At 67.7% G+C, this 20022-nt stretch carries 18 protein-coding genes; 6 read left to right on the top strand and 12 right to left on the bottom strand.

The window, feature by feature from the left end; genetic code table 11:
- Positions 1-66: 66 nt before the first annotated feature.
- From ACQY8B_RS15520 to ACQY8B_RS15505, 4 genes are read left to right on the top strand one after another with little or no spacing between them, the layout of a single operon-like run.
- Positions 67-1449, top strand: coding sequence for an ABC transporter substrate-binding protein (locus ACQY8B_RS15520; protein WP_422087522.1), 1383 nt, complete (start codon positions 67-69; stop codon positions 1447-1449).
- A 43-nt stretch (positions 1450-1492) separates the two neighbouring features.
- Positions 1493-2374, top strand: coding sequence for a carbohydrate ABC transporter permease (locus tag ACQY8B_RS15515; RefSeq protein WP_422087521.1), 882 nt, complete (start codon positions 1493-1495; stop codon positions 2372-2374).
- Positions 2371-3222, top strand: coding sequence for a carbohydrate ABC transporter permease (locus tag ACQY8B_RS15510; RefSeq protein ID WP_422087520.1), 852 nt, complete (start codon positions 2371-2373; stop codon positions 3220-3222). Before ACQY8B_RS15515 ends, ACQY8B_RS15510 begins: the two co-directional genes overlap by 4 nt.
- A gap of 23 nt (positions 3223-3245) precedes the next feature.
- On the top strand, positions 3246-4316 hold the full coding sequence (locus tag ACQY8B_RS15505) for an ABC transporter ATP-binding protein (protein WP_422087519.1): 1071 nt from the start codon (positions 3246-3248) through the stop codon (positions 4314-4316).
- 12 nt (positions 4317-4328) lie between these two features.
- Here ACQY8B_RS15505 and ACQY8B_RS15500 read toward each other — a convergent pair whose 3' ends face one another.
- Complete coding sequence (locus ACQY8B_RS15500) at positions 4329-5369, bottom strand: endonuclease/exonuclease/phosphatase family protein (protein WP_422087518.1); 1041 nt, start codon at positions 5367-5369, stop codon at positions 4329-4331.
- A 117-nt stretch (positions 5370-5486) separates the two neighbouring features.
- On the bottom strand, positions 5487-7295 hold the full coding sequence (locus ACQY8B_RS15495) for a DEAD/DEAH box helicase (protein WP_422087517.1): 1809 nt from the start codon (positions 7293-7295) through the stop codon (positions 5487-5489).
- Positions 7296-7597: 302 nt separating this feature from the next.
- On the opposite strand from ACQY8B_RS15495, the gene ettA reads away from it, so the two are divergent.
- Positions 7598-9259: an energy-dependent translational throttle protein EttA gene (gene ettA / locus ACQY8B_RS15490; RefSeq protein WP_056587499.1), complete on the top strand. Its 1662-nt coding sequence runs from the start codon at positions 7598-7600 to the stop codon at positions 9257-9259.
- Between the two features lie 3 nt (positions 9260-9262).
- On the opposite strand, the gene ACQY8B_RS15485 is transcribed toward ettA, so the two are convergent.
- The 5 genes from ACQY8B_RS15485 to ACQY8B_RS15465 are packed head-to-tail and all read right to left on the bottom strand — an operon-like array spanning position 9263 to position 14411.
- Entirely contained in the window at positions 9263-9724 is a 462-nt protein-coding gene (locus ACQY8B_RS15485; RefSeq protein ID WP_422087516.1) for a carboxymuconolactone decarboxylase family protein, read from the bottom strand.
- The gene (locus ACQY8B_RS15480; RefSeq protein WP_422087515.1) at positions 9642-10139 is read right to left on the bottom strand and encodes a MerR family transcriptional regulator; all 498 of its coding nucleotides are present in this window, start codon (positions 10137-10139) and stop codon (positions 9642-9644) included. The genes ACQY8B_RS15485 and ACQY8B_RS15480 overlap by 83 nt, the downstream gene beginning before the upstream one ends.
- Before the next feature lie 51 nt (positions 10140-10190).
- A complete protein-coding gene (gene pabB, locus ACQY8B_RS15475; RefSeq protein WP_422087514.1) occupies positions 10191-11996 on the bottom strand; it encodes an aminodeoxychorismate synthase component I in 1806 nt (601 codons plus the stop codon).
- A complete protein-coding gene (locus ACQY8B_RS15470) occupies positions 11986-13365 on the bottom strand; it encodes a TAXI family TRAP transporter solute-binding subunit (RefSeq protein WP_422087513.1) in 1380 nt (459 codons plus the stop codon). The genes pabB and ACQY8B_RS15470 overlap by 11 nt, the downstream gene beginning before the upstream one ends.
- Before the next feature lie 17 nt (positions 13366-13382).
- Positions 13383-14411, bottom strand: coding sequence for a P1 family peptidase (locus ACQY8B_RS15465; RefSeq protein WP_422087512.1), 1029 nt, complete (start codon positions 14409-14411; stop codon positions 13383-13385).
- Between the two features lie 40 nt (positions 14412-14451).
- On the opposite strand from ACQY8B_RS15465, the gene ACQY8B_RS15460 reads away from it, so the two are divergent.
- Positions 14452-15753, top strand: a complete 1302-nt coding sequence (locus ACQY8B_RS15460; protein ID WP_422087511.1) for an NAD(P)/FAD-dependent oxidoreductase — start codon at positions 14452-14454, stop codon at positions 15751-15753.
- A 16-nt stretch (positions 15754-15769) separates the two neighbouring features.
- Here the strand turns inward: ACQY8B_RS15460 and ACQY8B_RS15455 are convergent, their stop codons facing one another.
- From ACQY8B_RS15455 to ACQY8B_RS15435, 5 genes are read right to left on the bottom strand one after another with little or no spacing between them, the layout of a single operon-like run.
- Positions 15770-16060 carry a copper-binding protein gene (locus ACQY8B_RS15455; RefSeq protein WP_422087510.1) on the bottom strand — a complete coding sequence of 97 codons (291 nt, stop codon included), beginning with the start codon at positions 16058-16060 and terminating at the stop codon, positions 15770-15772.
- Between the two features lie 32 nt (positions 16061-16092).
- Positions 16093-16539 carry a DUF411 domain-containing protein gene (locus ACQY8B_RS15450; RefSeq protein ID WP_422087509.1) on the bottom strand — a complete coding sequence of 149 codons (447 nt, stop codon included), beginning with the start codon at positions 16537-16539 and terminating at the stop codon, positions 16093-16095.
- A 10-nt stretch (positions 16540-16549) separates the two neighbouring features.
- Positions 16550-17062 (bottom strand): cupredoxin domain-containing protein, encoded by a 513-nt coding sequence (locus ACQY8B_RS15445; protein ID WP_422087508.1) that lies wholly within the window; start codon positions 17060-17062, stop codon positions 16550-16552.
- Between the two features lie 23 nt (positions 17063-17085).
- Positions 17086-18480, bottom strand: a complete 1395-nt coding sequence (locus tag ACQY8B_RS15440) for a multicopper oxidase family protein (RefSeq protein ID WP_422087507.1) — start codon at positions 18478-18480, stop codon at positions 17086-17088.
- Between the two features lies 1 nt (position 18481).
- Positions 18482-19978, bottom strand: coding sequence for a TolC family protein (locus tag ACQY8B_RS15435; RefSeq protein WP_422087506.1), 1497 nt, complete (start codon positions 19976-19978; stop codon positions 18482-18484).
- Positions 19979-20022: the final 44 nt, after the last annotated feature.

Here is a 20022-nt window from a genome sequence, read left to right as displayed (position 1 = left end):
CCGGTTCTTTCCACCCTGGCTCGTGCCCGAGCCGATTCCACCGAAGAAGAGAAGGAGACAACAAGCATGAAACTCGTCAAATCGCTGATCGCGCCGACGCTGGTCGCGCTAGGCCTGATAGCGGCGGGCAATGCCGCCGCTCAGGAAAAACTCACCGTCTGGTGGGTCAAGGGCTTCTACAAGGCGGAGGACGACGCACTGTTCGCCGCCATCAAGAAGTTCGAGGAGAAGAACAAGAACGTCAAGATCGAGCTGTCGCAGTACCCGATCCAGGACATGATCCCCAAGACCGTGTCCGCGCTCGACTCCGGCAGCCCGCCCGACGTCGCCTACGCCGACGTGTACGACTTCCAGGTCACCGGCAAGTGGGCCTACGACGGCAAGCTCGAGGACATCAGCAGCGTGCTCACGCCCATGAAGGACCGCTTCGCGCCCAACACGCTGGAGACCACCTACCTCTACAACGACCAGACCAAGGCCAAGGCGTACTACGCGTTCCCGATCAAGCAGCAGACGATGCACATCGAGTACTGGCGCGACATGCTGGCCGAGGCCGGGTTCAAGGAGTCGGACATCCCGACCACCTGGAAGGAGTACTGGTCGTTCTGGTGCGACAAGGTGCAGCCCGCCAGCCGCAAGGAAAGCGGCAAGCGCACCTTCGGCATCGGCCAGCCCATGGGCGTGGATTCGAGCGACGCCTTCTATTCGTTCCTGACCTTCATGGACGCATACAACGTCAAGCTGGTGGACGACAACGGCAAGCTGCTGGTCGACGACCCGAAGGTGCGCACCGGCCTGATCGGCGCCATGACCGACTACACCGCGCCCTACACCAAGGGCTGCACGCCGCCTTCTTCCACCAGCTGGAAGGACCCGGACAACAACGTCGCGTTCCACAACAAGACGACCGTGATGACGCACAACGCGACCATCTCCATTGCCGCCAAGTGGCTTGACGACTCGAACAATGCGTCGCTCACGCCAGAGCAGCGCGAGGAAGCGCGCAAGAACTACACCGAGCGCATCCGCACGGCCGGCTTCCCGAGCAAGCCCGACGGCAGCAAGATGGTCTACCGCACCGCGGTGAAGACCGGCGTGGTGTTCAAGGATGCGAAGAACAAGGCTCGCGCCAAGGAGTTCGTCGCCTTCCTGATGCAGGAGGACAACCTCACGCCGTACGTCGAGGGCTCGCTGGGCCGCTGGTTCCCCGTGACCAAGGCCGCGCAGCAGCGCGACTTCTGGAAGGCCGACCCGCATCGCCTCTCGGTCTACAACCAGTACGCCGCCGGCACCGTGACCTTCGAATTCACCAAGAACTACAAGTTCACCGTGCTGAACAACGAGAACGTCTGGGCCAAGGCCATGAGCCGCGTCGTGACCGACAAGGTGCCGGTGGACAAGGCCGTTGACGAGATGATCGCGCGCATCAAGACGGTGGCGGGGCAGTAAGCCGCGCACGCACGGCACCCGTCAACATCAGCAGCTGCACACCATGAGCGCCACTGCCACCGCCGCCGCGTCGACCACACCGGCGCCTGTCGTCAATCTCGGAGCGCGGCATGCGCGCTGGCAGTTCTGGGGCGCGGTCATGGTCGTGCCCTACCTGCTGGTGTTCGTGGTGTTCGTGCTGTACCCGGTGGGCTACGGGCTTTGGCTCGCCCGCCATCCGCAAAGCTACGTGAAGCTGGTCGAAGATCCGATCTTCTTCCGCTCGGTGATCAACACGGCCATCTTCCTGGTCGTGGCGATCAACCTCAAGATGCTCGTGGCACTCGTGCTGTCGGGCTTCTTCGTAACGTCTCGCTGGTGGATCAAGATCATTGCGGCGATCTTCATCCTGCCGTGGGCGATGCCCTCCATTCCCACCATCCTGTCGATCCGCTTCATGCTGAACCCGGAGTGGGGCGTGATCAACAGCACCATCTTCCGCCTGACCGGCGCCGACGGCCCCAACTGGCTCAACGATCCCGCGCTGGCGCTGGCCTTCGCGATGCTCGTGCACGTGTGGAAGTCGCTGCCGTTCTGGACGCTCATCCTCGTGGCCGGGCGCCTGGCCATTCCCACCGAGCAATATGAAGCGGCCTCGGTCGACGGCGCTTCTTCCTGGCAGAAGTTCCGCTTCGTGAGCTGGCCCGCGCTCAAGACGCTCTACATCACCTCGCTCATCCTTTCGATGATCTGGACGCTGGGCGACTTCAACAGCGTGTACCTGCTCACCGGCGGCGGCCCCGCCGACCTGACGCACGTGCTCGCCACGCTGGGCATCCGCTACCTGCGGCTCGACCAGGTCGACCTGTCGATGGCATCCATCGTGGTGGCGATGCCGCTGGTGCTGCCGCTCGTGTACTTCATGATGAAGAGGCTCTCGAAATGAAACGCTGGACCCCCAAGGCCATAGCGACCGAGGCCAAGCTGCTGCTCATCGGCATTCCGGTGCTGCTGTGGACGCTGATTCCGGTCTACCACATGGTGCTGTTCGCGATCTCGTCGAAGGACTCCGCGACCTCCGGCCACCTGTGGCCCAAGAACCCGACGCTGGACAACTTCCGCATCGTGTTCCAGCAGAAGCATTTCTACCTCGACCACTTCTGGCTGCAGCTGTGGAACTCGCTGGTGATCGCGCTGTCGGTAGGCGCGCTCACGCTGTTCGTCGCCACCACCGCCGCCTTCGCCATCAGCAGGCTGCGGGTGCGCGGCGGCCGCACGGTGATGAACCTGGCGCTGTTCACGTATTTCATTCCGGCGGCCTTCCTGGCCGTGCCCATGTACAAGACCATGGGCAACTACGGGCTGCTGAACAGCCAGTGGGCGCTCATCCTGGCAATGGTGACCATCGCCTCGCCGTACTGCATCTGGGTGCTCAAGCAGGCGTCGGACAAGCTGCCCTATGAACTCGACGAGGCTGCGCGCATGGACGGCGCCTCGCCGCTGCAGCTGTTCCGCCTGGTCTACCTGCCGCTGATGGTGCCGTCGCTGGTGGCGGTGGGCACCTATTCGCTGCTGCTGGCGTGGAACGAGTACCTCTATGCGTTCCTGCTGCTGTCCAACGACAAGAGCGTGACGCTGGCGGTGGCGCTCGGCAACTTCCTCTCGGCCGACGACTCGCCGTGGGAACTGCTCATGGCAACCGGCCTCATCTACGCGCTGCCGCCCGCGGCGATCTACTACACCTTCAAGCGCTACATGGTGGGCGGGCTCACCGCCGGCGCCGTCAAGAGCTGAACGAACGACTCAGGGACAACACGATGGCATCCGTTTCCTTTCGCAATATCCAGAAATCCTTCGGCAAGGTCCAGATCATCAAAGGGCTGGGCTTCGACATCACCGACGGCGAGTTCGTAGTGCTGGTCGGTCCGTCGGGCTGCGGCAAGTCGACCTTGCTGCGCATGCTCGCGGGCCTGGAAGACATCAGCGGCGGCGAGATCATGATCGACGGCCGCGTGGTCAACGACCTCGAGTCGAAGGACCGCGACATCGCGATGGTGTTCCAGAGCTACGCGCTGTATCCCCACATGACGGTGGGCGAGAACATGGGCTTCAGCCTGCGCCTGCGCAGCGCCGAGAAGTCGGTGACCGAGGAGCGCGTGGCGCGCGCCGCGAAGATCCTCAACCTCGACGCATTGCTCGGCCGCTATCCGCGCGAGCTCTCGGGCGGCCAGCGCCAGCGCGTGGCCATGGGCCGCGCCATCGTGCGCGACCCGAAGGTGTTCCTGTTCGACGAGCCGCTGTCCAACCTCGATGCCAAGCTGCGCGTGGCCATGCGCGCCGAGATCAAGGCGCTGCACCAGCGGCTGAAGACCACCACCGTGTACGTGACGCACGACCAGATCGAAGCCATGACCATGGCCGACCGCATCGTGGTGATGCACGACGGTATCGTCGAGCAGATCGGCACGCCGCTGGATTTGTACGACCGGCCCGACAACCTGTTCGTGGCGCAGTTCATCGGCTCGCCTTCGATGAACGTGATCGAGGGCACGGTGCGCCGCGCGGGCGGCGAGTGCTGGGTCGAGGCGCAGGGCGCGCGCTGGCCGGTGCCGGCCACCACATCGGCGCCCGACGGCCAGCCGGTGCACTACGGCGTGCGACCCGGCGACATCACGCTCGGCGGCGGCCCGCAGTCGGTGGCCGCCAAGGTGATCGTGGTCGAGCCCACGGGCGCGGAGACCGAACTGCTGGTGCAGGTCGGCGAAGCCCGGCTGGTGCTGGCGGTGCATGGCCGCGTCGATGCCCGGCCCGACGAGATCGTCAACCTGGCGATCGACACGCCGCGCGTGCACCTGTTCGACCGGCAGACCGGCCGCCGCATGGGCTGAGCGGCCCTGGGTTCAGTCCGTGCGCAGCCTGAGCAGGGCGCGCACGAAGCCGTGGTCGGAGCGCGAGCGGTCGCGCCCCTCGTGCAGGTGGTCGTTGAAGTAGTCGACCCGCCGCACGTCGCCCAGGCTGTGGCGGCTGGTGGCGACGAATTCCTCGCTCACCAGGATCTGGTCGAGCACCTCCGGATAGCCCTGGTGGATGTGCGAATACGCCACGTCCTTCTTGAGCGCCGACTCGCCCTGCATCTCGTAGGCGTTGAACAGCGCCACGTCGCGCGCGGCCTTGTCGTAGGCGACCTCCGAGGTGGCCGCCACGAGCTGCGTGGTCACGCTGTGCGGGTTGTCGTTGAAGTCGCCCATCACCACGAGCGGCACGTTCGTGCCCTGCAGCAGGTCGATGACGATGCAGCGCAGGGCCGCGGCTTCCGCGCCGCGCATCAGCAGCGAGCGCAGCGACGCCATCACGCCCACCTTGCGGTCGTCGCGGTCCTCCAGGTGGTTGCCTTGCGCATCCTGCAGGAACTTCGGGCGCTTGGACTTCAGGTGCACCGTCAGCACATGCACCTGCTGGCCGTGCTTCATGCGCACGGTGGCCAGCAGTGGCGGGCGTTCGAAGCGCGTGTGCGCGCCCAGGCCCGGCACCTCGACGCCGAAGCCTGGCGGGAAGTCGACGAAGGAGCGGACCTCGTCCACCTTCAGCCGCGTTGCGATGCCCACGCGCGGCGTGCCCTGTGCGCCCGGTCTTACCGGCGTGCCGGCGGGGCTGCCGGGCGGCGGCGTATTCTCGGCGCCGGGCACGGACACGAAGTCGTAGCGCAGGCCGCTGCGCGCGATGGCGGCCTTCAGCGCCGCTTCGTCCCACACCTCCTGCACCGCCAGTACGTCGGCATTGAGCGCATGGAATCGCTCGCCGGTCCAGTCGATCTTCCGCTCGTACTCGCGCTCGGTGTAGGTGTCCTGGTTCTCGTAGTACGCGCGGTTCGGGTTCGCAAGGTTGAGAAGGTTGCAGGTGGCTACGAAGAGGGTGGCGTAGTTTGGTGGGATGTATTGCATGGCGTAACGATTGTGGCCCGGGCAGGGCGGTGCCGCGCCACCAATGAAAAAGGGCACCGAAGTGCCCCTGTTCTGGTTCCGGGCAGGCGTGCCGCCCGGATATGTGTGCTTCTTGCCTCAGCGGCCGAAGGAACGGCCGCCGCCGCCACCGGAACGGCCGCCACCGCCACCGCCACCGCCACCGTAGCCACCACCGCCGCCACCCGAGCGGCCACCGCCGCCCGAACGGTTGCCGCCGTAGCCACCGCCGCCGCCGCCCGGACGACCGCGTCCGCGGCCGCCACCCATGTGGTCGACGCTGGTGCGCAACGGATCCGGCTGGCCCGCGCCGCCTGCGACCGCTTCGGCACGCAGGTGCGCGACCTGGTTGGCTTGCGTCGGGCTGTGGCTGTTGCCGTGATGGCGCGGCTGGCGCTCGTCATGCGGCTGATGGGCTTGTTGATGCGGTGCATGGTGCGGTGCGCGTGCCGGACCTTGCGGGCCGCGGCCTTGCGGTGCGCGGGCACCCGGGCCGCGCGGGCCTTGGCCTTGTCCACCGCCGTTGGCATTGCGGGCTTGGCCGCCACCCTGGCCCTGGCCGCCGCCGCGGCGCTGACCGCCGCCATTGCCGCCGCCACCGCCGTTGCCGCCACCCTGGCCGGCCTTGTTCTCGCGGATGCGTTGCAGCATCTCGGTGCGGGCGGCCTTGGCGGCTGCCTGCATCACGTCGCGGCTCGGCGGACGGCCGGCGCCGCCCCAGATCGTCTGGCGACCCATGGCGATGGGCTCGGCGCGTTCGCCTTCTTCGGGACCGAAGCCCTCGACGATCTGCACGGGAATCGTCTGCTTGGTGAAGCGTTCGATTTCCTGCATGAAGCCTTCTTCGTCCAGGCACACGAAGCTCACTGCCTCGCCGCTCGAGCCGGCACGGCCGGTGCGGCCGATGCGGTGAACGTAGTCTTCGCTGACGTTCGGGATCTCGTAGTTCACCACGTGCGGCAGCTCGTCGATGTCGATGCCGCGGGCAGCGATGTCGGTGGCCACCAGCGCGCGGATGTCGCCGCTCTTGAAGCCGGCCAGCGCCTGCGTGCGGGCGCTCTGGCTCTTGTTGCCGTGCAGCGCCATCGCCTCGATGCCGTTCTTGGTGAGGAATTCGGCCACGCTGTTGGCGCCGAACTTGGTGCGCGTGAACACGAGCACCTGGCTCCACTTGTTCTCGTTGATGATGTGCGCGAGCAGCGCCTTCTTCTTGCCGCGGCCCACGGGGTGGATCACCTGGGTGATGCGCTGCACGGTGGTGTTGCGCGGCGTGACCTGGATGCTCTGCGGGTTCTTCAGCAGCGTGGCGGCCAGGTCGCGGATTTCGTCGCTGAAGGTGGCCGAGAACAGCAGGCTCTGCTTTTCCTTGGGCACCAGGGCCAGGATCTTCTTCACGTCGTGGATGAAGCCCATGTCGAGCATGCGGTCGGCTTCGTCGAGGATCAGCATCTGGACCTGGCTCAGGTCGAGCATGCCCTGCTGCTGCAGGTCGAGCAGGCGGCCGGGGGTGGCCACGAGGATGTCGACGCCCTTCTTGAGCTTGCTGATCTGCGGGTTCATGCCGACGCCGCCGAAGATCACGGTCGAGTCGAGCTGCAGGTACTTGCCGTAGGTGCGCACCGACTCTTCGACCTGGGCCGCGAGTTCGCGGGTGGGGGTCAGCACGAGGGCGCGGATGCCGACGCCGCCGAACTTGTTGGTGGCGCTGCGGCTCATGCTGAGCTTGTGCAGCATCGGCAGCGTGAATGCAGCGGTCTTGCCGGTGCCGGTCTGTGCGCCGCCCAACAGGTCATGACCTTCGAGCACCGCGGGGATGGCTTGCGCCTGGATGGGGGTGGGCGAGTCGTAGCCGTGCTCGTGCACAGCCTTCAAGATGGCGGGGGCCAGCTTCAGTTCGTCAAAATTCATTGGAAACAATAAGCGCCATACACGGCGCAGTGGCATCGGCCCGCTTGGCGTCTTGTTGACGCCGAGCCAGTCAAGGCAGATGAAGGTCAGGGGTGGGAGCCGGAAAGTCCGCCCTTGCAAAAGGGTTGTTGGATTGGAGCTTTCTTCGTCCCCGGCAGAGAGCCGGTGTTGCGGGCAACTGGACCCGGCAACGGTGCCTATTGTCGCATGAGTCGATAATCGGTGGTTTGCCGCGCCCGAATGCTCCTTTCTGGCGCCCGCGCTTTTCCCCGAATCTTTGTACCCAAGGTAACTACTCCCAGATGGCTCAATACGTCTATTCGATGAACCGTGTCAGCAAGACCGTGCCGCCCAAGCGGCAGCTCTTGAAAGACATTTCGCTGTCCTTTTTCCCCGGCGCCAAGATCGGCGTGCTCGGCCTGAACGGCTCGGGCAAGTCCACGCTGCTCAAGATCATGGCGGGTGTGGACAAGGAGTTCGAGGGCGAGGCACTGCCCATGCCGGGCATGACGATCGGCTATCTGGAGCAGGAACCCAAGCTCAACACCGAGCACACGGTGCGCGAATCGGTCGAGGAGTCCATGGGCGCGGTGTTCGCGGCCAAGGCGCGCCTCGAAGAGGTGTACATCGCCTATGGCGCCGAAGACGCCGACTTCGACGCGCTGGCGGCCGAGCAGGCCCAGCTCGAAGCCATCATCGCCACTGCCGGCACCGATTCCGAACATCAACTGGAAATCGCCGCCGACGCGCTGCGCCTCCCGCCGTGGGACGCGAAGATCGGCCTGCTGTCGGGCGGCGAAAAGCGGCGCGTGGCGCTGTGCCGCCTGCTGCTGAGCAAGCCCGACATGCTGCTGCTCGATGAGCCGACCAACCACCTGGACGCCGAATCGGTGGAGTGGCTCGAAGTGTTCCTGCAGCGCTTCACGGGCACCGTGGTGGCCATCACCCACGATCGCTACTTCCTCGACAACGCGGCCGAGTGGATCCTGGAAATGGACCGCGGTCGCGGCATTCCCTGGAAGGGCAACTACAGCACCTGGCTCGAGCAGAAGGGCGAACGCCTGGCTCAGGAGCAGAAGAGCGAAGAAGCCCACGCCAAGGCGCTGAAGAAGGAACTGGAGTGGTCGCGCCAGAACCCGAAGGCACGCCAGGCCAAGAGCAAATCCCGCCTGGCCCGCTTCGAAGAGCTGAGCGACATGGAGTACCAGAAGCGCAACGAAACGCAGGAAATCTTCATTCCTGTGGCGGAGCGGCTGGGTCAGCAGGTGTTCGAGTTCCACGGCGTCAGCAAGTCGTTCGGCGACCGCATGCTGATCGACAACCTGAGCTTCACCGTCCCGCCGGGCGCCATCGTCGGCATCATCGGCCCGAACGGCGCCGGCAAGTCGACGCTGTTCAAGCTGCTCGCTGGCAAGGAAAAGCCGGATTCGGGCGAAGTCGTCATCGGCCAGACCGTGAAGATGGCCTTCGTCGACCAGCACCGCGACGAACTGGCCAACCAGAAGACCGTGTGGGAAGACATCTCGAACGGCCTGGACATCATCAACGTCGGCAAGTTCCAGATGGCCAGCCGCGCGTATGCGGGGCGCTTCAACTTCAACGGCGCCGACCAGCAGAAGAAGGTCGGCACCCTGTCCGGCGGTGAACGCGGCCGCCTGCACCTGGCCAAGACGCTGATCGCCGGCGGCAACGTGCTGCTGCTTGACGAACCGTCGAACGACCTGGACGTGGAAACCCTGCGCGCCCTCGAAGACGCGCTGCTCGAGTTCGCGGGCACGGTCATGGTGATCAGCCATGACCGCTGGTTCCTCGACCGCATCGCCACCCACATCCTGGCCGCCGAGGGCGACAGCCAGTGGACCTTCTTCGACGGCAACTACCAGGAGTACGAAGCCGACAAGAAGAAGCGCCTTGGCGAAGAAGGCGCAAAACCGAAGCGCATGCGCTACAAGGCGCTGAAGTAAGGCTCAGGCGGCTTCGGCCGCTTCAGCAAGAGCGCGCGGTTCCGCAAGGGGCCGCGCGCTTTTTTCATCGTCCGCCGCAAACACATCGCGTGCGGCGAAGAGTCCGTTCAATGCCGCCGGAAAGCCTGCGTATACCGCCATCTGCATGATGATCTCGATCACTTCGTCGCGCGTCACGCCGACGTTCAGCGCGGCCTGGATGTGCACCTTCAGTTGCGGCGCGGCATTGCCCATGGCGGTGAGCGCGGCTACCGTGGCGATCTCGCGGGAGCGCAGGTCGAGGCCGGGGCGCGAGTAGATGTCGCCGAACGGAAACTCGATCAACAGGCGGCCGAAGTCGGGCGCGATGCCGGCCAGGCTCTCGACCACCTTGACGCCGCCTTCACCGTCGATCTCCTGGAGCTTGGCCAGGCCACGCGTGTAGCGCAGGTTTTCGTTGTGGCCCTGGTTCTGTGTGTTCGTCATTGCTCGTCTTTCCTTCCCGGGCTTTGCCCGACAGAGGAGGACGCTTCTTCGTCTTCTCGACCTCGCGGTAGTGGTCGATCTTGAGCGACAGCGCCTGCATGGATTGCTGCAGCGCCGCCACCCGGGCCTGAACTTCGGCAAGGTGCTGTTCGAGCATCTCGCGCCGTTCGCCGACGCTGGCGTCCCCCTGGCTTCGAAGCCTGACGAAGGCCTGCATGCCCTGGATGGACATGCCGGTCTCGCGCAGGCGCAACAGGAAATCCAGCAAGTCCATGTCGGCGCTCGCATAGCGCCGCTGACCGCCCGGTGCACGCGGCACCGCGGCAATCAGCCCGATGCGTTCGTAGTAGCGCAGCGTGTAGGCCGTGAGGCCGGTTCGCTCTGCGACTTCCGCAATGGTCAGACTGGTTTCCATGGCGTTGATTCTCGAAATTAGAGCGCGCTCCAAGTCAAGCGCTTCGTTGAACTATTTTTGAGGAAGCTGCAGATCGGCATCGAGCCAGCCGCGCAGGCTGTTCACGAAGGCCAGGGCCTGCACGCGGGGCAGATCGTCCACCCGCACGACCGCTTCGGCAAGCTGGCCGCTGCGCAGCCGGCTGGCGCGGCCTACGCCGCCCAGCAGGCCGCAGTGCAGCGCAGGCGTGACCCAGCGGCCGTCCAGCAGCAGCGCGATGTTGCCGCGCGTGCATTCGGTGATCTCGCCGTCGCGGTTCCAGAGCAGCGTGTCGAACATGCCCGGCGCCGTGGGCGCGAAGGCCTCGTAGTGGGCACGGCGGGTGGTCTTGAAGCGGGTGAAGTCGCTTTGGGCCTCGTCGAATGCGCGGTCCGCAAGCTGCAGTTGCACGCGTGAGGGTGGCGCTTCCATGGCAAAGGCTTCGGCGCGGGGCGTGCCTTGCGCGTCGAGCAGCAGGCGCACGCGCCATGTGCCGCCCGCGTGGCGTGCCTGCAGGTCATGCAGGCACGCGGCCACGAGCGCTTCTTTCCACGGGCGGCCGAAGTGCCTTGCGGCGCCGGCCATGCGTTCGAGATGCGCTGTTGCATCGCGCAATTCGCCTTCCACCAGCGCCAGGGTCTCCAGCAGATCGAAATTCTGTTCGTCGTCGCGCCGTGCACGCGACAGGAAGGCGCGCTTGTGCCGCCATTCGTCCCACTCCGCATCGGCCCGCGCATCGGCGGTGATGCCGCTTCCGATGCCGCAGCGAGCTTCTCCACTGCGCAGCGTCACCGTGCGGATCGGCACGTTGAAAGTCGCATGGCCGCCGGGCCGCACCACGCCGACCGCGCCGCAGTACACGCCGCGTGCCTCGGGCTCCAGTTCGCGGATCAGCCGCATGGCGCTGACCTTGGGCGCTCCGGTGATCGAGCCGCACGGGAACAGCGCCGCGAACACATCGGCCAGCGAGGTGCCGTCGCGCACCAGCGCCTCGACGTCCGAAGTCATCTGCCACACGGTGGGCAGTGCCTCGGTGTGGAAGAGCCGTGGCACCCGCACCGAGAAAGGCCGCGCCACGCGCGACAGGTCGTTGCGGATCAGGTCCACGATCATCACGTTCTCGGCGCGCTCCTTGGCCACCGTACGCAGCCGCTGCGCCAGCGCCTCGTCTTCCTCCGCAGTGACGCCGCGCGGCGCCGTGCCTTTCATCGGCCGAGCGAGGATGTGCTCGCCCTCCCGGTCGAAGAACAGTTCGGGCGACACCGACAGCACCTGCTCTTCGCCGCTGTCGATGAAGGCGGTGTAGCCGCCGGGTTGCGCTTGCCGCAGCGCGAGGAACCAGTCGCGCGCATCGCCCTGGAAGCCGGCGCGCAGGGCGGCGGTGTAGTTGATCTGATAGAGCTCGCCATCCGCGATCGCGCGATGGATGGCCTGCATGCGTTGGTCGAAGGCCGCGCGCGGCAGGCTGCATTGCCAATCGACAGAAGGCGGGGAGGGCGCTGAAGGTGCTGAAGGCGCTGAAGGCGCGGCATCGGGCCAGGGCAGCGCTTCGTCGTGCACGCCGAACCATGCCAGCGGACCGTCGGCGTCGTGCACCGCGAAAGCGGGGTCGAAGGCCGCGGCGGCTTCGTAGCGCAGGTAGCCCACGCACCAGCGGCCCTCGCGTGCCATTGCCTCCACCGCCTCCAGCACCGGCCGCACCTCGCTGGCAGTCCGCGCCACCAGCAAGCGCGACGGCGCGCCGAAGGCCATGCGCAGCCGGCTCGTGCCGTTGCTGCGCGGCTCCACGAAGTCGATCAGCGCGCTCAGGCCCGAAAGCGCCTTGCCGTCACCCAGCATTGCTCGTGGCGGCTGCCACCGGTTCGGCCTCGGGTGCACTTCGCGCCAGCACGCGCTTGCGCACCGCATAGATGTTGTTGCGCAGCGCATAGAGCTCGTCCGCATAAGACAGCGGCACCGCCACCTTGTTGACGGTGCGGTCGAGTTGGTCGAGGTCGTCCAGAAGCGCCTTCGTCTCGCCCTTGTGCGCATCGACCTTGGCCTCGATGTCGCGCAGCCGCGCATACCAGCGGAACACGCGGCGGCGCACGCGGAACTGGTAGAGCGGGGGCACCACGCGGCTAAGCGGCAGCATCAGCACCAGCAGGCCGCCGAGCACCAGCCACATGCGCTCGACCAGGTTGCTGGCCCAGAACGGCAGGTAGCGCTGCCAGGCCGGCGGCGTGCCGTTGATGGCGCGGTCGCCCTCGGGGCTCACCGGCAGTTCGCTGGTGCGCGTGTTGGGAAAGTCGCGCGCCCGGTTGAACCAGCCGGCGCCGCTGTGCAGCGTCTGTGCGGACTGCGCGAACAGCTGCCGCAGGGCGGGGTGCGTTTCGTCGCGAGACAGCAAAGAGGTTGTGGCCGCCAGCAGCGACACGTCATGCGGCGGCAGGTCTTTCGACAGGTCGACCACGCCGCGCGGCAACGTCACGGCCGACAGGAACGGGAAGCGGCGCGAATAGGCGTCGGCCTGCCCGAAGTCCATGAGCTTGATGTCGTCCGAGCGCAGCAGGTGCTGCACCTGCGGCGACTGCGGCGCCGACGACAGCACGATGGCGTCGAGCAGCCCCGCCTGCAGCGCCTCTGCGGCGGCGGCCTGCTCGAGGTTCGACAGCAGCAGGTCGTCGGGGCCGAGCTTGTTGGCCTTGAGCATGCGCTCCATGATGTCCGGCAGGCCGCTGCCCGGCAGGTCGACGTTCACGCGCAGGCCGCGCAGTTGCGTGAGCGATGTCAGCGTGCCGGTCTTGCGGTCGATCTTCTGCGCAGTGTCGGCACGATAGAACAGCCAGATCGGCTCGTAGAACAGGCTGCCGAGCGAAGTGAGCCCGGCTTCCTCGTCGGCCACCGGGTCGGCGCTGCCGCCGCGCACGAAGCCCACGTCGGCACCGCCGGTGCGCAGCAGCTGCAGGTTCTCGGTCGAGCCTGAAGTGGGCTTGAGTTCCACCTCGATGCCGGCGCGCTTGAGGGCTTCCGCATAGTGCTTGCCGAACTGCGCGTAGGCACTGCCCGTGGGGCCGGTGGCGAGCGTGACGTGCTTGGGCGGTTGCGGCTGCAGCCACCAGTAGGCGGCGACCAGGAGGCCGATCACGATGAACACGATCGGCCCCGCCGAGGCGATCAGGTCGCGGATCGACAGCAGGATGAGCTTCAAGGTCCTGGGGAACGCCATGGTGATCTTTCCCGTATTCAGCCGCGCGTTGCTGCGATGTCCGCCGCGCAGGGAATGTGCAGCTCGCCCACCGTCACCGTGCGCGCCGCTTGCACCGCGCGCAGCGTGGCTATGGCGACAGCCTCGGCGGCCATGGTGCTGAGCACCGTCATGCCCGGGGCGTTGCCTTCCAGCGGCACGCGGCCGGTGGCCAGCGCGAACAGCGTGTCGCCGTCGCTCATGGTGTGCACCGGGTTGATGGAGCGTGCCAGCCCGTCGTGCGCGACCATGGCAAGCCGGTTGGCCTGCACCTTGGTCAGCACGGCGTCGGTGGCGATCACGCCGATGGTGGTGTTGGTGCCCGCCAGCAGCGGCTTGGGGCTGTCGCCGCGCAGCAGGGCGCGGCGGGTGTCGAGCAGTGACTTGCCGTCTTCGGTGCGCGCGCCGGCCACGGGCTGGCCGGTGTTGTGGTCGATCACGTCGCCCAACGGATTCACCGCGATCAGCGCGCCCACCGTGACGCCGCCGACCGTGACCGACGCGGTGCCGATGCCGCCCTTCATCGCGCGGTGCACGCCGAAGAGCTTGCCCACCAGCGCGCCGGAGCCCGCGCCCACATTGCCTTCGGCGGGCGGCGCTGTGCTCGCGGCTTCGCAGGCGGCGTAGCCGGCCGCGGCGTCGGGGCGGATGCGCGCATCGCCCATCGGCAGGTCGAACAGCACGGCGGCGGGCACGATGGGCAGCGTGCCGAAGCGCACGTCCATGCCGATGCCGCGTTCTTCCATCCAGCGCATGGCGCCTTCGGCCGATGCCAGGCCCCAGGCGCTGCCGCCCGCGAGCATCACCGCATGCACCTGCTGCACCAGGTTGCCGGGCGCGAGCAGGTCGGTCTCGCGCGTGCCGGGGGCCGCGCCGCGCACGTCGACACCGCCCACGGCGCCGTCGCGCGCCATGATCACGGTGCAGCCGGTGGGGCGGCGGGTGTCGGAGAAATGGCCGACTTCGATGCCGGCGACGTCGGTGATGGAGCCGGCGGAATGGGAAGAGGTGGAAGAGGGGGCTGACATGGCGGCCGATTATGAGACCGCACCCTCTACGATCGGCACCATGACAGTTGCAAGAAGTTTCTCCCCCGACGGCGGGAGCCGCCATGTCGTGGTGATCGGCGCGGGCGCGGTTGGCAGCGCCACCGCCATCGAAGCCCTGCGCGCGGGCCTGCGCGTGACGGTGGTGGAGCCCGGCGAACCGGGCGGTCCGCAGGCCACGAGCTACGGCAACGCCGGCTGGCTGTCGTCGCATTCCGTGGTGCCGCCTGCGTTGCCGGGGGCATGGCGCAAGGTGCCGGGCTGGCTGGCCGACCCGCTCGGGCCGCTCGCCCTGCGCTGGCGCTACCTGCCGCACGCCCTGCCATGGCTGCTGCGCTACCTGGCCTCGGGCTGTACCGAGGCGCGCGTGCAGCGCACCGCCGACGCACTGCGCACGCTGCTGGCGGACGCGCCGGCGCTGCATGCGCAACTGGCCGCCGAGGCCGGCGTGCCGCAGCTCATCGAGCGGCGCGGGCTGCTGCACGCCTACCGTTCGCGCGCCGAGTTCGACGGCGATGCGCTGGGCTGGCGCGTGCGCCGGCGTGTCGGCGTTCAGTGGGAAGAATGGCCGGAGGACGAACTGCGCCGCCGCGAGCCCGATCTCGATGCGCGCTACACCCTCGGCATCTTCGTGCCCGAAGCCGGCCACTGCCGCAACCCGGGTGCCTATGTGGCGGCCCTTGCCCGGCGTGCGCTCGATGCGGGCGCCGAACGTGTAGCCGCTCGCGCAACGGGGTTTCGCATCGAGGGCGGCCGGTTGCGCGCCGTGCGCACCGAGGCCGGCGAAATCGCCTGCGACGGCGCCGCCATCTGCGCCGGTGCCCGCTCGGGCGCGCTGGCCGCGGCCGCCGGCTCCGCGGTGCCGCTGGAATCGGAGCGCGGCTATCACGTGGTCGTCGAAGACGCCAAGGCCGGCCCACGCACGCCGACCATGGTGGCCGATGGCAAGCTCATCGCGCACTGGATGGACGGCGGCCTGCGCGCGGCAGGGCAGGTCGAGATCGCGGGCCTGGAAGCCGCGCCCGACTGGCGCCGCGCCGCAATCCTCCACGAGCATCTGCAATCGATGTTTCCCTCGCTTGCACGGCCCGCGCCTGGCGCGCCTTCCGTGAAGCATTGGCTCGGACACCGCCCCAGCCTGCCCGACGGGCTGCCCTGCATCGGCCCGTCAGGTGCCAGCGCCGACATCGTGCTGGCTTTCGGGCATGGCCACGTCGGCCTGTGCGGCTCGGCGCGCACGGGGCGACTGGCGGCGCAGCTGCTCGCGGGCGTTGCCGCGGAGATACCGGTGGCGCCCTTCGACCCGGGGCGCTTCAAGTCCTGACGCCGGTCGCTGAATCTCAGTTCGCCGGCGCTATCGACAGCACCGTGAGCGCGCCGTCTACCTTGTCGGCCGTGAACTTCACCTTGTCGCCGGGCTTCACCTTCGTGAGCAGCGCGGGGTCGCTCACGCGGAAGACCATCGTCATGCCGGTCATATCGAGGTTGGGAATGTCGCCGTGCTTCAGCGTGATCTTCTTCGCGTCGGCGTCGACCTTGCGGACCTCGCCTTCGACGGAAGGCAGTGCAGCCTGCGCGAAGGCTGCTGCGGCGAGCAGGGCGGCGGAGAGTGCGGTGAACAGTTTCTTCATGATGAGTTTGCTTTCCTGGGTAGTCGTTTGATTCAGCGATAGCTTTGATAGACGCGCGTGCTGCCGTCGGCCAGCACCAGCAGCACGTCGTAGGGATCGCGCCGGTCGCCATAGGCCGGGCCGTCCATGCCGGGCGAGCCGACAGGCATGCCGGGCACGGAGAGACCGATGGCCTTGGGCTTTTCCTTGAGCAGCCGTTGCATCTCGCGCGCGGGCACATGGCCTTCGATGGCGTAGCCGCCGACGAGGCCCGTGTGGCACGAGCCCAGCTTGGCGGGCACGCCCAGGCGGGTGCGCGCGGCGGTGTTGCCTTCGTCATGCACGCGCGTGGCAAAGCCGTTCTTGTCGAGGTGCCTGACCCAGTCCTGGCAGCAGCCGCAGTTCGGGTCTTTCCAGATCTCGACCATCGGCGCCGCGGCCATCGCAGTGAAAGGTACGGCGGTAGAAGCCAATGCCAGCAGCAGCTTTCTTCTTTGCATGGTTTCTCCTTCAGGATTTGCCGGCGGCAGGCAGCACACGGATGCGGCCCGCCATGCCGAGCTCGTAGTGGTCCTTCACCAGGCAGGCGAAGTCGAAATCGCCGGCGCGGTTGAAGGTCCGGACCATGTCGCCGGTCTTGCCCGGGGGCACGTGAACCATCCACGGCTCGTCGTGCTCCATGCCCGGGAATTTCTTCATCATGGCCGCGTGCGCCTCGATCTCGGCGGTGGTGCCCAGCACCAGTTCGTGCAGGTCCTTGCCGCGGTTCTTCAGGCGCAGGCGGATGGTGTCGCCTTCGCGCACTTCGATGACCGAAGGCGTGAACGTCATGTCGTCGGCCATCGCGATGTCGATGGTTCTCTTCACTGCGCCGGCCTTGCCCGCGATGCCCCAGGGCTTTTGTTCCGGGGCGAGCGTGGCGGCGCCTTGCGGCTTGGCTGCGTGGTTCTCATGGGCCTGCGCCGCGGTGGCGGCTGCCGCAAGCGCAAGGCAGGCGGCGATGGATGCGAGTGTCTTGTTCATGAGGTGGGTTCCAGGAAAAGAGATCAGTGGTTGTGTGCGCCCGGGCCCGAAGGCTTGCGCACGGTGGCGTCGGTCTTGTCGTTGCCGTTCTTGGCGGAAGGGGTGCTGCGCGTGGCCGGTGGCACGGCCGCGCCGGGCACTTCGCGCGCTACGGTGCCCGCCGGGTGCCTGAACCAGCCCGGGTCGCGGTAGTCGCCGGGCTTCTGGTCGCGCCGCACCTTCAGCAGCGTGAACATGCCGCCCATCTCGGCCGATCCGAAGGGGCCGGTGCCGGTCATCATCGGCACGGTGTTGTCGGGAATGGGCATCTCCATCTCGCCCATGTCGGCCATGCCCTTGTCGCCCATCACCATGTAGTCGGGCACGAGCTTGCGGATCTTCTCGGCCACGCCTTTCTGGTCGACGCCGATCATGGTCGGCACCTCGTGGCCCATCGGGCCCATGGTGTGGTGCGCCTTGTGGCAGTGCAGCGCCCAGTCGCCTTCCTCGTCGGCGATGAACTCCATCTGCCGCATCTGGCCCACCGCCACGTCTACCGACACCTCCGGCCAGCGCGCGGTGCGCGGCACCGGGCCGCCGTCGGTGCCCGTCACCTCGAACTCGTGGCCGTGGATGTGGACGGGGTGGTTGGTCATCGTGAGGTTGCCCACGCGGATGCGCACCCGGTCGCCCTTGCGCACGTTCAGCGTGTCGATGGCCGGGAACACGCGGCTGTTGAAGCTCCAGATGTTGAAGTCGGTCATGGTGTTGACCTTGGGCGTGGCGCTGCCGGGCTCCACGTCGAAGCTGCCGAGCAGGAAGCAGAAGTCGCGCTGCACCGGCTCGATCAGCGGATGGCTGCGGGCCTCGCGCGGATGCGTGACCCAGAAGCCCATCATGCCCATCGCCATCTGCACCATCTCGTCGGCGTGCGGGTGATACATGAAGGTGCCGGGCCGGCGCGCGGTGAATTCGTAGACGAAGGTCTTGCCCGGCGGGATGTGCGGCTGCGTGATGCCGCCCACGCCGTCCATGCCGTTGGGCAGCCGCTGGCCGTGCCAGTGCACGGTGGTGTGCTCGGGCAGCCGGTTGGTCACGAAGATGCGCACGCGGTCGCCCTCGACCACCTCGATGGTCGGGCCGGGCGACTGGCCGTTGTAGCCCCACATGTTGACCTTGAAGCCGGGCGCCATCTCGCGCACCACGGGTTCGGCGACGAGGTGGAATTCCTTGACACCGGCGTTCATGCGCCAGGGCAGCGTCCAGCCGTTGAGCGTGACGACGGGGTTGTAGGGCCGGCCGTTGGGTGGGGTGAGCGGCGGCGCGGTGGCGCTCGAGCCTTGCGACACCGGCTCGGGCAATGCGGCCATGGCCGCGCGGCTCACGGTGGTGGCGGCAACGGCCGTGGCCGCGCCCGCAAAGAAATTGCGGCGGTTCATGTCAGTGGCCTCCCGCGGCGGGTGTTTCGCCGGCCGCGGCGGTCTGCAGCGCGGTCATGCCGCCGGGCGAACTGCCGGTGAGCACCAGTTGAAGATCGGTGTCCGCCAGCCAGAAGTCGCGCTGCGCCTCGATGCCCGCGTTCACCGCAAGCACGCTGGCGCGGGTTTCGCCCAGCAGCTCCCACACGCTCGCGAGCATGCCGTTGTAGCGCAGCACCATTTCCTCGTTGACCTGCTTGCGCAGCGGCAGCACCTCGTCGCGGTAGCGGCGCGCGATGGCGTAGGCGGTGTTCCAGCCCCGCCATGCCTCGCGCGCCTCGCTCGCGGCCAGCACGCCCACGTCGCGCACGCGGGCGGCCGACTGCAAATACAGCGCCTCGGCGCGGCCGTTGCGCGCCTGGCCCCAGTCGAAGACCGGAATCGGAAGGTCGAGCTCGAAGCCGCGCTTGGTGCTGCGCGAGCGGTCCGCGCCGTTGTCGAACTTCGTGTTGCGCACCACGCCCAGTTCCATCGCATTGATCACGCTGGTGGCGTGCGTGAGGCCGAGCGAGCCGGCCACCGCCGCGTTCTGCGCCGTGGCCGAACGCACGTCGAGCCGGTCGCGCAGCGCCAGCGCCTGCACGTCGCCGAGTTCGGGCGCTGCATTGGGCAGCGGCGGCAGGCGGTCGGGCAGGGTGTAGGCGGTGTCGCCGCCGCTCAGGCCGAGCAGCCGGGTGAGCTGCTCGCGCGAGGCGACGGCCGCCTGTTCTGCGCGAGCGAGCTGCGCCGAGGCGTCGGCCAGCAGGAGCTGTTCGCGCGTGCGCTGCAGCGTGCTCCAGTTGCCGGCTTTGGCCATGCGGTGCGCGAGTTCGGCGCCGGCTTCGGTGGCCTCTTTCGCGTCGCGCAGATAGGCCACGCTTTGCTGCGCGGCCACCGCGCGCACCCAGGCGCGGCGGGTGTCGGCGGCCAGCACCAGCACGCTCTGCGCGGCCTGCAGCTTGGCCGACTCATGCCGCTGGCCGGCCCAGCGCGCCTGCCACGGCAGCGTGAGCAGGCCCACCACGTTGAAGCTCAGCATGCGCTCGAACTCGCGCTCGCTGCCTTCGCTCAGGCGGCTGAAGGCGAACACCGGGTTCGGCAGGCTCGCGGCCTGCACGCGGTCGGCGTCGCTCAGTTGCAGCGTGGCGAAGGCGTCCTGCACGCGCGGGCTGTTGAGCAGGGCGATGCGCACGGCCGACTCGGCATCCAGCGGCTGCGCGAGCAACTCGCCGATGCGCTTGCGCGAGGCCTCATCGGGCGCGCGCTGGGCCGTGGCGCCGGCCACCAGCGGATTGCCGGCCGTCAGCGCCTGCACGTCGGCGCTGCCGCCGTCGGACGAGAGGCTGGCGCAACCGGCCAGCACCAGCGCGGCGGCCAGCGCGGCCGTGGTGCGGACGAATGAAACAGAAGAAGAGGAAGAAGAGGAAGAAGAGGAAGAAGAAGTGCGGCCGGCGCACTGCCGGCCAAAGATGGGGTTCACGCTCGATCTCCATGAGCAATACAACGGACACCGCGAGCCGGAAC

Source organism: Variovorax sp., from assembly GCF_965279555.1.
Classification (GTDB): domain Bacteria; phylum Pseudomonadota; class Gammaproteobacteria; order Burkholderiales; family Burkholderiaceae_C; genus Variovorax.
The sequence above is the reverse complement of the archived record's forward strand: the minus strand, read 5'-3'. Positions and strand labels throughout refer to the sequence as shown.

Coding starts and splice junctions, on each gene's coding strand:
- ACQY8B_RS15495 (WP_422087517.1), bottom strand. CDS start 7,295: ATGAATTTTGACGAACTGAAGCTGGCCCCCGCCATCTTGAAGGCTGTG.
- ACQY8B_RS15445 (WP_422087508.1), bottom strand. CDS start 17,062: ATGAACAAGACACTCGCATCCATCGCCGCCTGCCTTGCGCTTGCGGCA.
- ACQY8B_RS15500 (WP_422087518.1), bottom strand. CDS start 5,369: ATGCAATACATCCCACCAAACTACGCCACCCTCTTCGTAGCCACCTGC.
- ACQY8B_RS15505 (WP_422087519.1), top strand. CDS start 3,246: ATGGCATCCGTTTCCTTTCGCAATATCCAGAAATCCTTCGGCAAGGTC.
- ACQY8B_RS15485 (WP_422087516.1), bottom strand. CDS start 9,724: ATGACGAACACACAGAACCAGGGCCACAACGAAAACCTGCGCTACACG.
- pabB (WP_422087514.1), bottom strand. CDS start 11,996: ATGCTGGGTGACGGCAAGGCGCTTTCGGGCCTGAGCGCGCTGATCGAC.
- ACQY8B_RS15440 (WP_422087507.1), bottom strand. CDS start 18,480: ATGAACCGCCGCAATTTCTTTGCGGGCGCGGCCACGGCCGTTGCCGCC.
- ACQY8B_RS15470 (WP_422087513.1), bottom strand. CDS start 13,365: ATGGCGTTCCCCAGGACCTTGAAGCTCATCCTGCTGTCGATCCGCGAC.
- ACQY8B_RS15455 (WP_422087510.1), bottom strand. CDS start 16,060: ATGAAGAAACTGTTCACCGCACTCTCCGCCGCCCTGCTCGCCGCAGCA.
- ACQY8B_RS15510 (WP_422087520.1), top strand. CDS start 2,371: ATGAAACGCTGGACCCCCAAGGCCATAGCGACCGAGGCCAAGCTGCTG.
- ettA (WP_056587499.1), top strand. CDS start 7,598: ATGGCTCAATACGTCTATTCGATGAACCGTGTCAGCAAGACCGTGCCG.
- ACQY8B_RS15480 (WP_422087515.1), bottom strand. CDS start 10,139: ATGGAAACCAGTCTGACCATTGCGGAAGTCGCAGAGCGAACCGGCCTC.
- ACQY8B_RS15450 (WP_422087509.1), bottom strand. CDS start 16,539: ATGCAAAGAAGAAAGCTGCTGCTGGCATTGGCTTCTACCGCCGTACCT.
- ACQY8B_RS15465 (WP_422087512.1), bottom strand. CDS start 14,411: ATGTCAGCCCCCTCTTCCACCTCTTCCCATTCCGCCGGCTCCATCACC.
- ACQY8B_RS15515 (WP_422087521.1), top strand. CDS start 1,493: ATGAGCGCCACTGCCACCGCCGCCGCGTCGACCACACCGGCGCCTGTC.
- ACQY8B_RS15460 (WP_422087511.1), top strand. CDS start 14,452: ATGACAGTTGCAAGAAGTTTCTCCCCCGACGGCGGGAGCCGCCATGTC.
- ACQY8B_RS15520 (WP_422087522.1), top strand. CDS start 67: ATGAAACTCGTCAAATCGCTGATCGCGCCGACGCTGGTCGCGCTAGGC.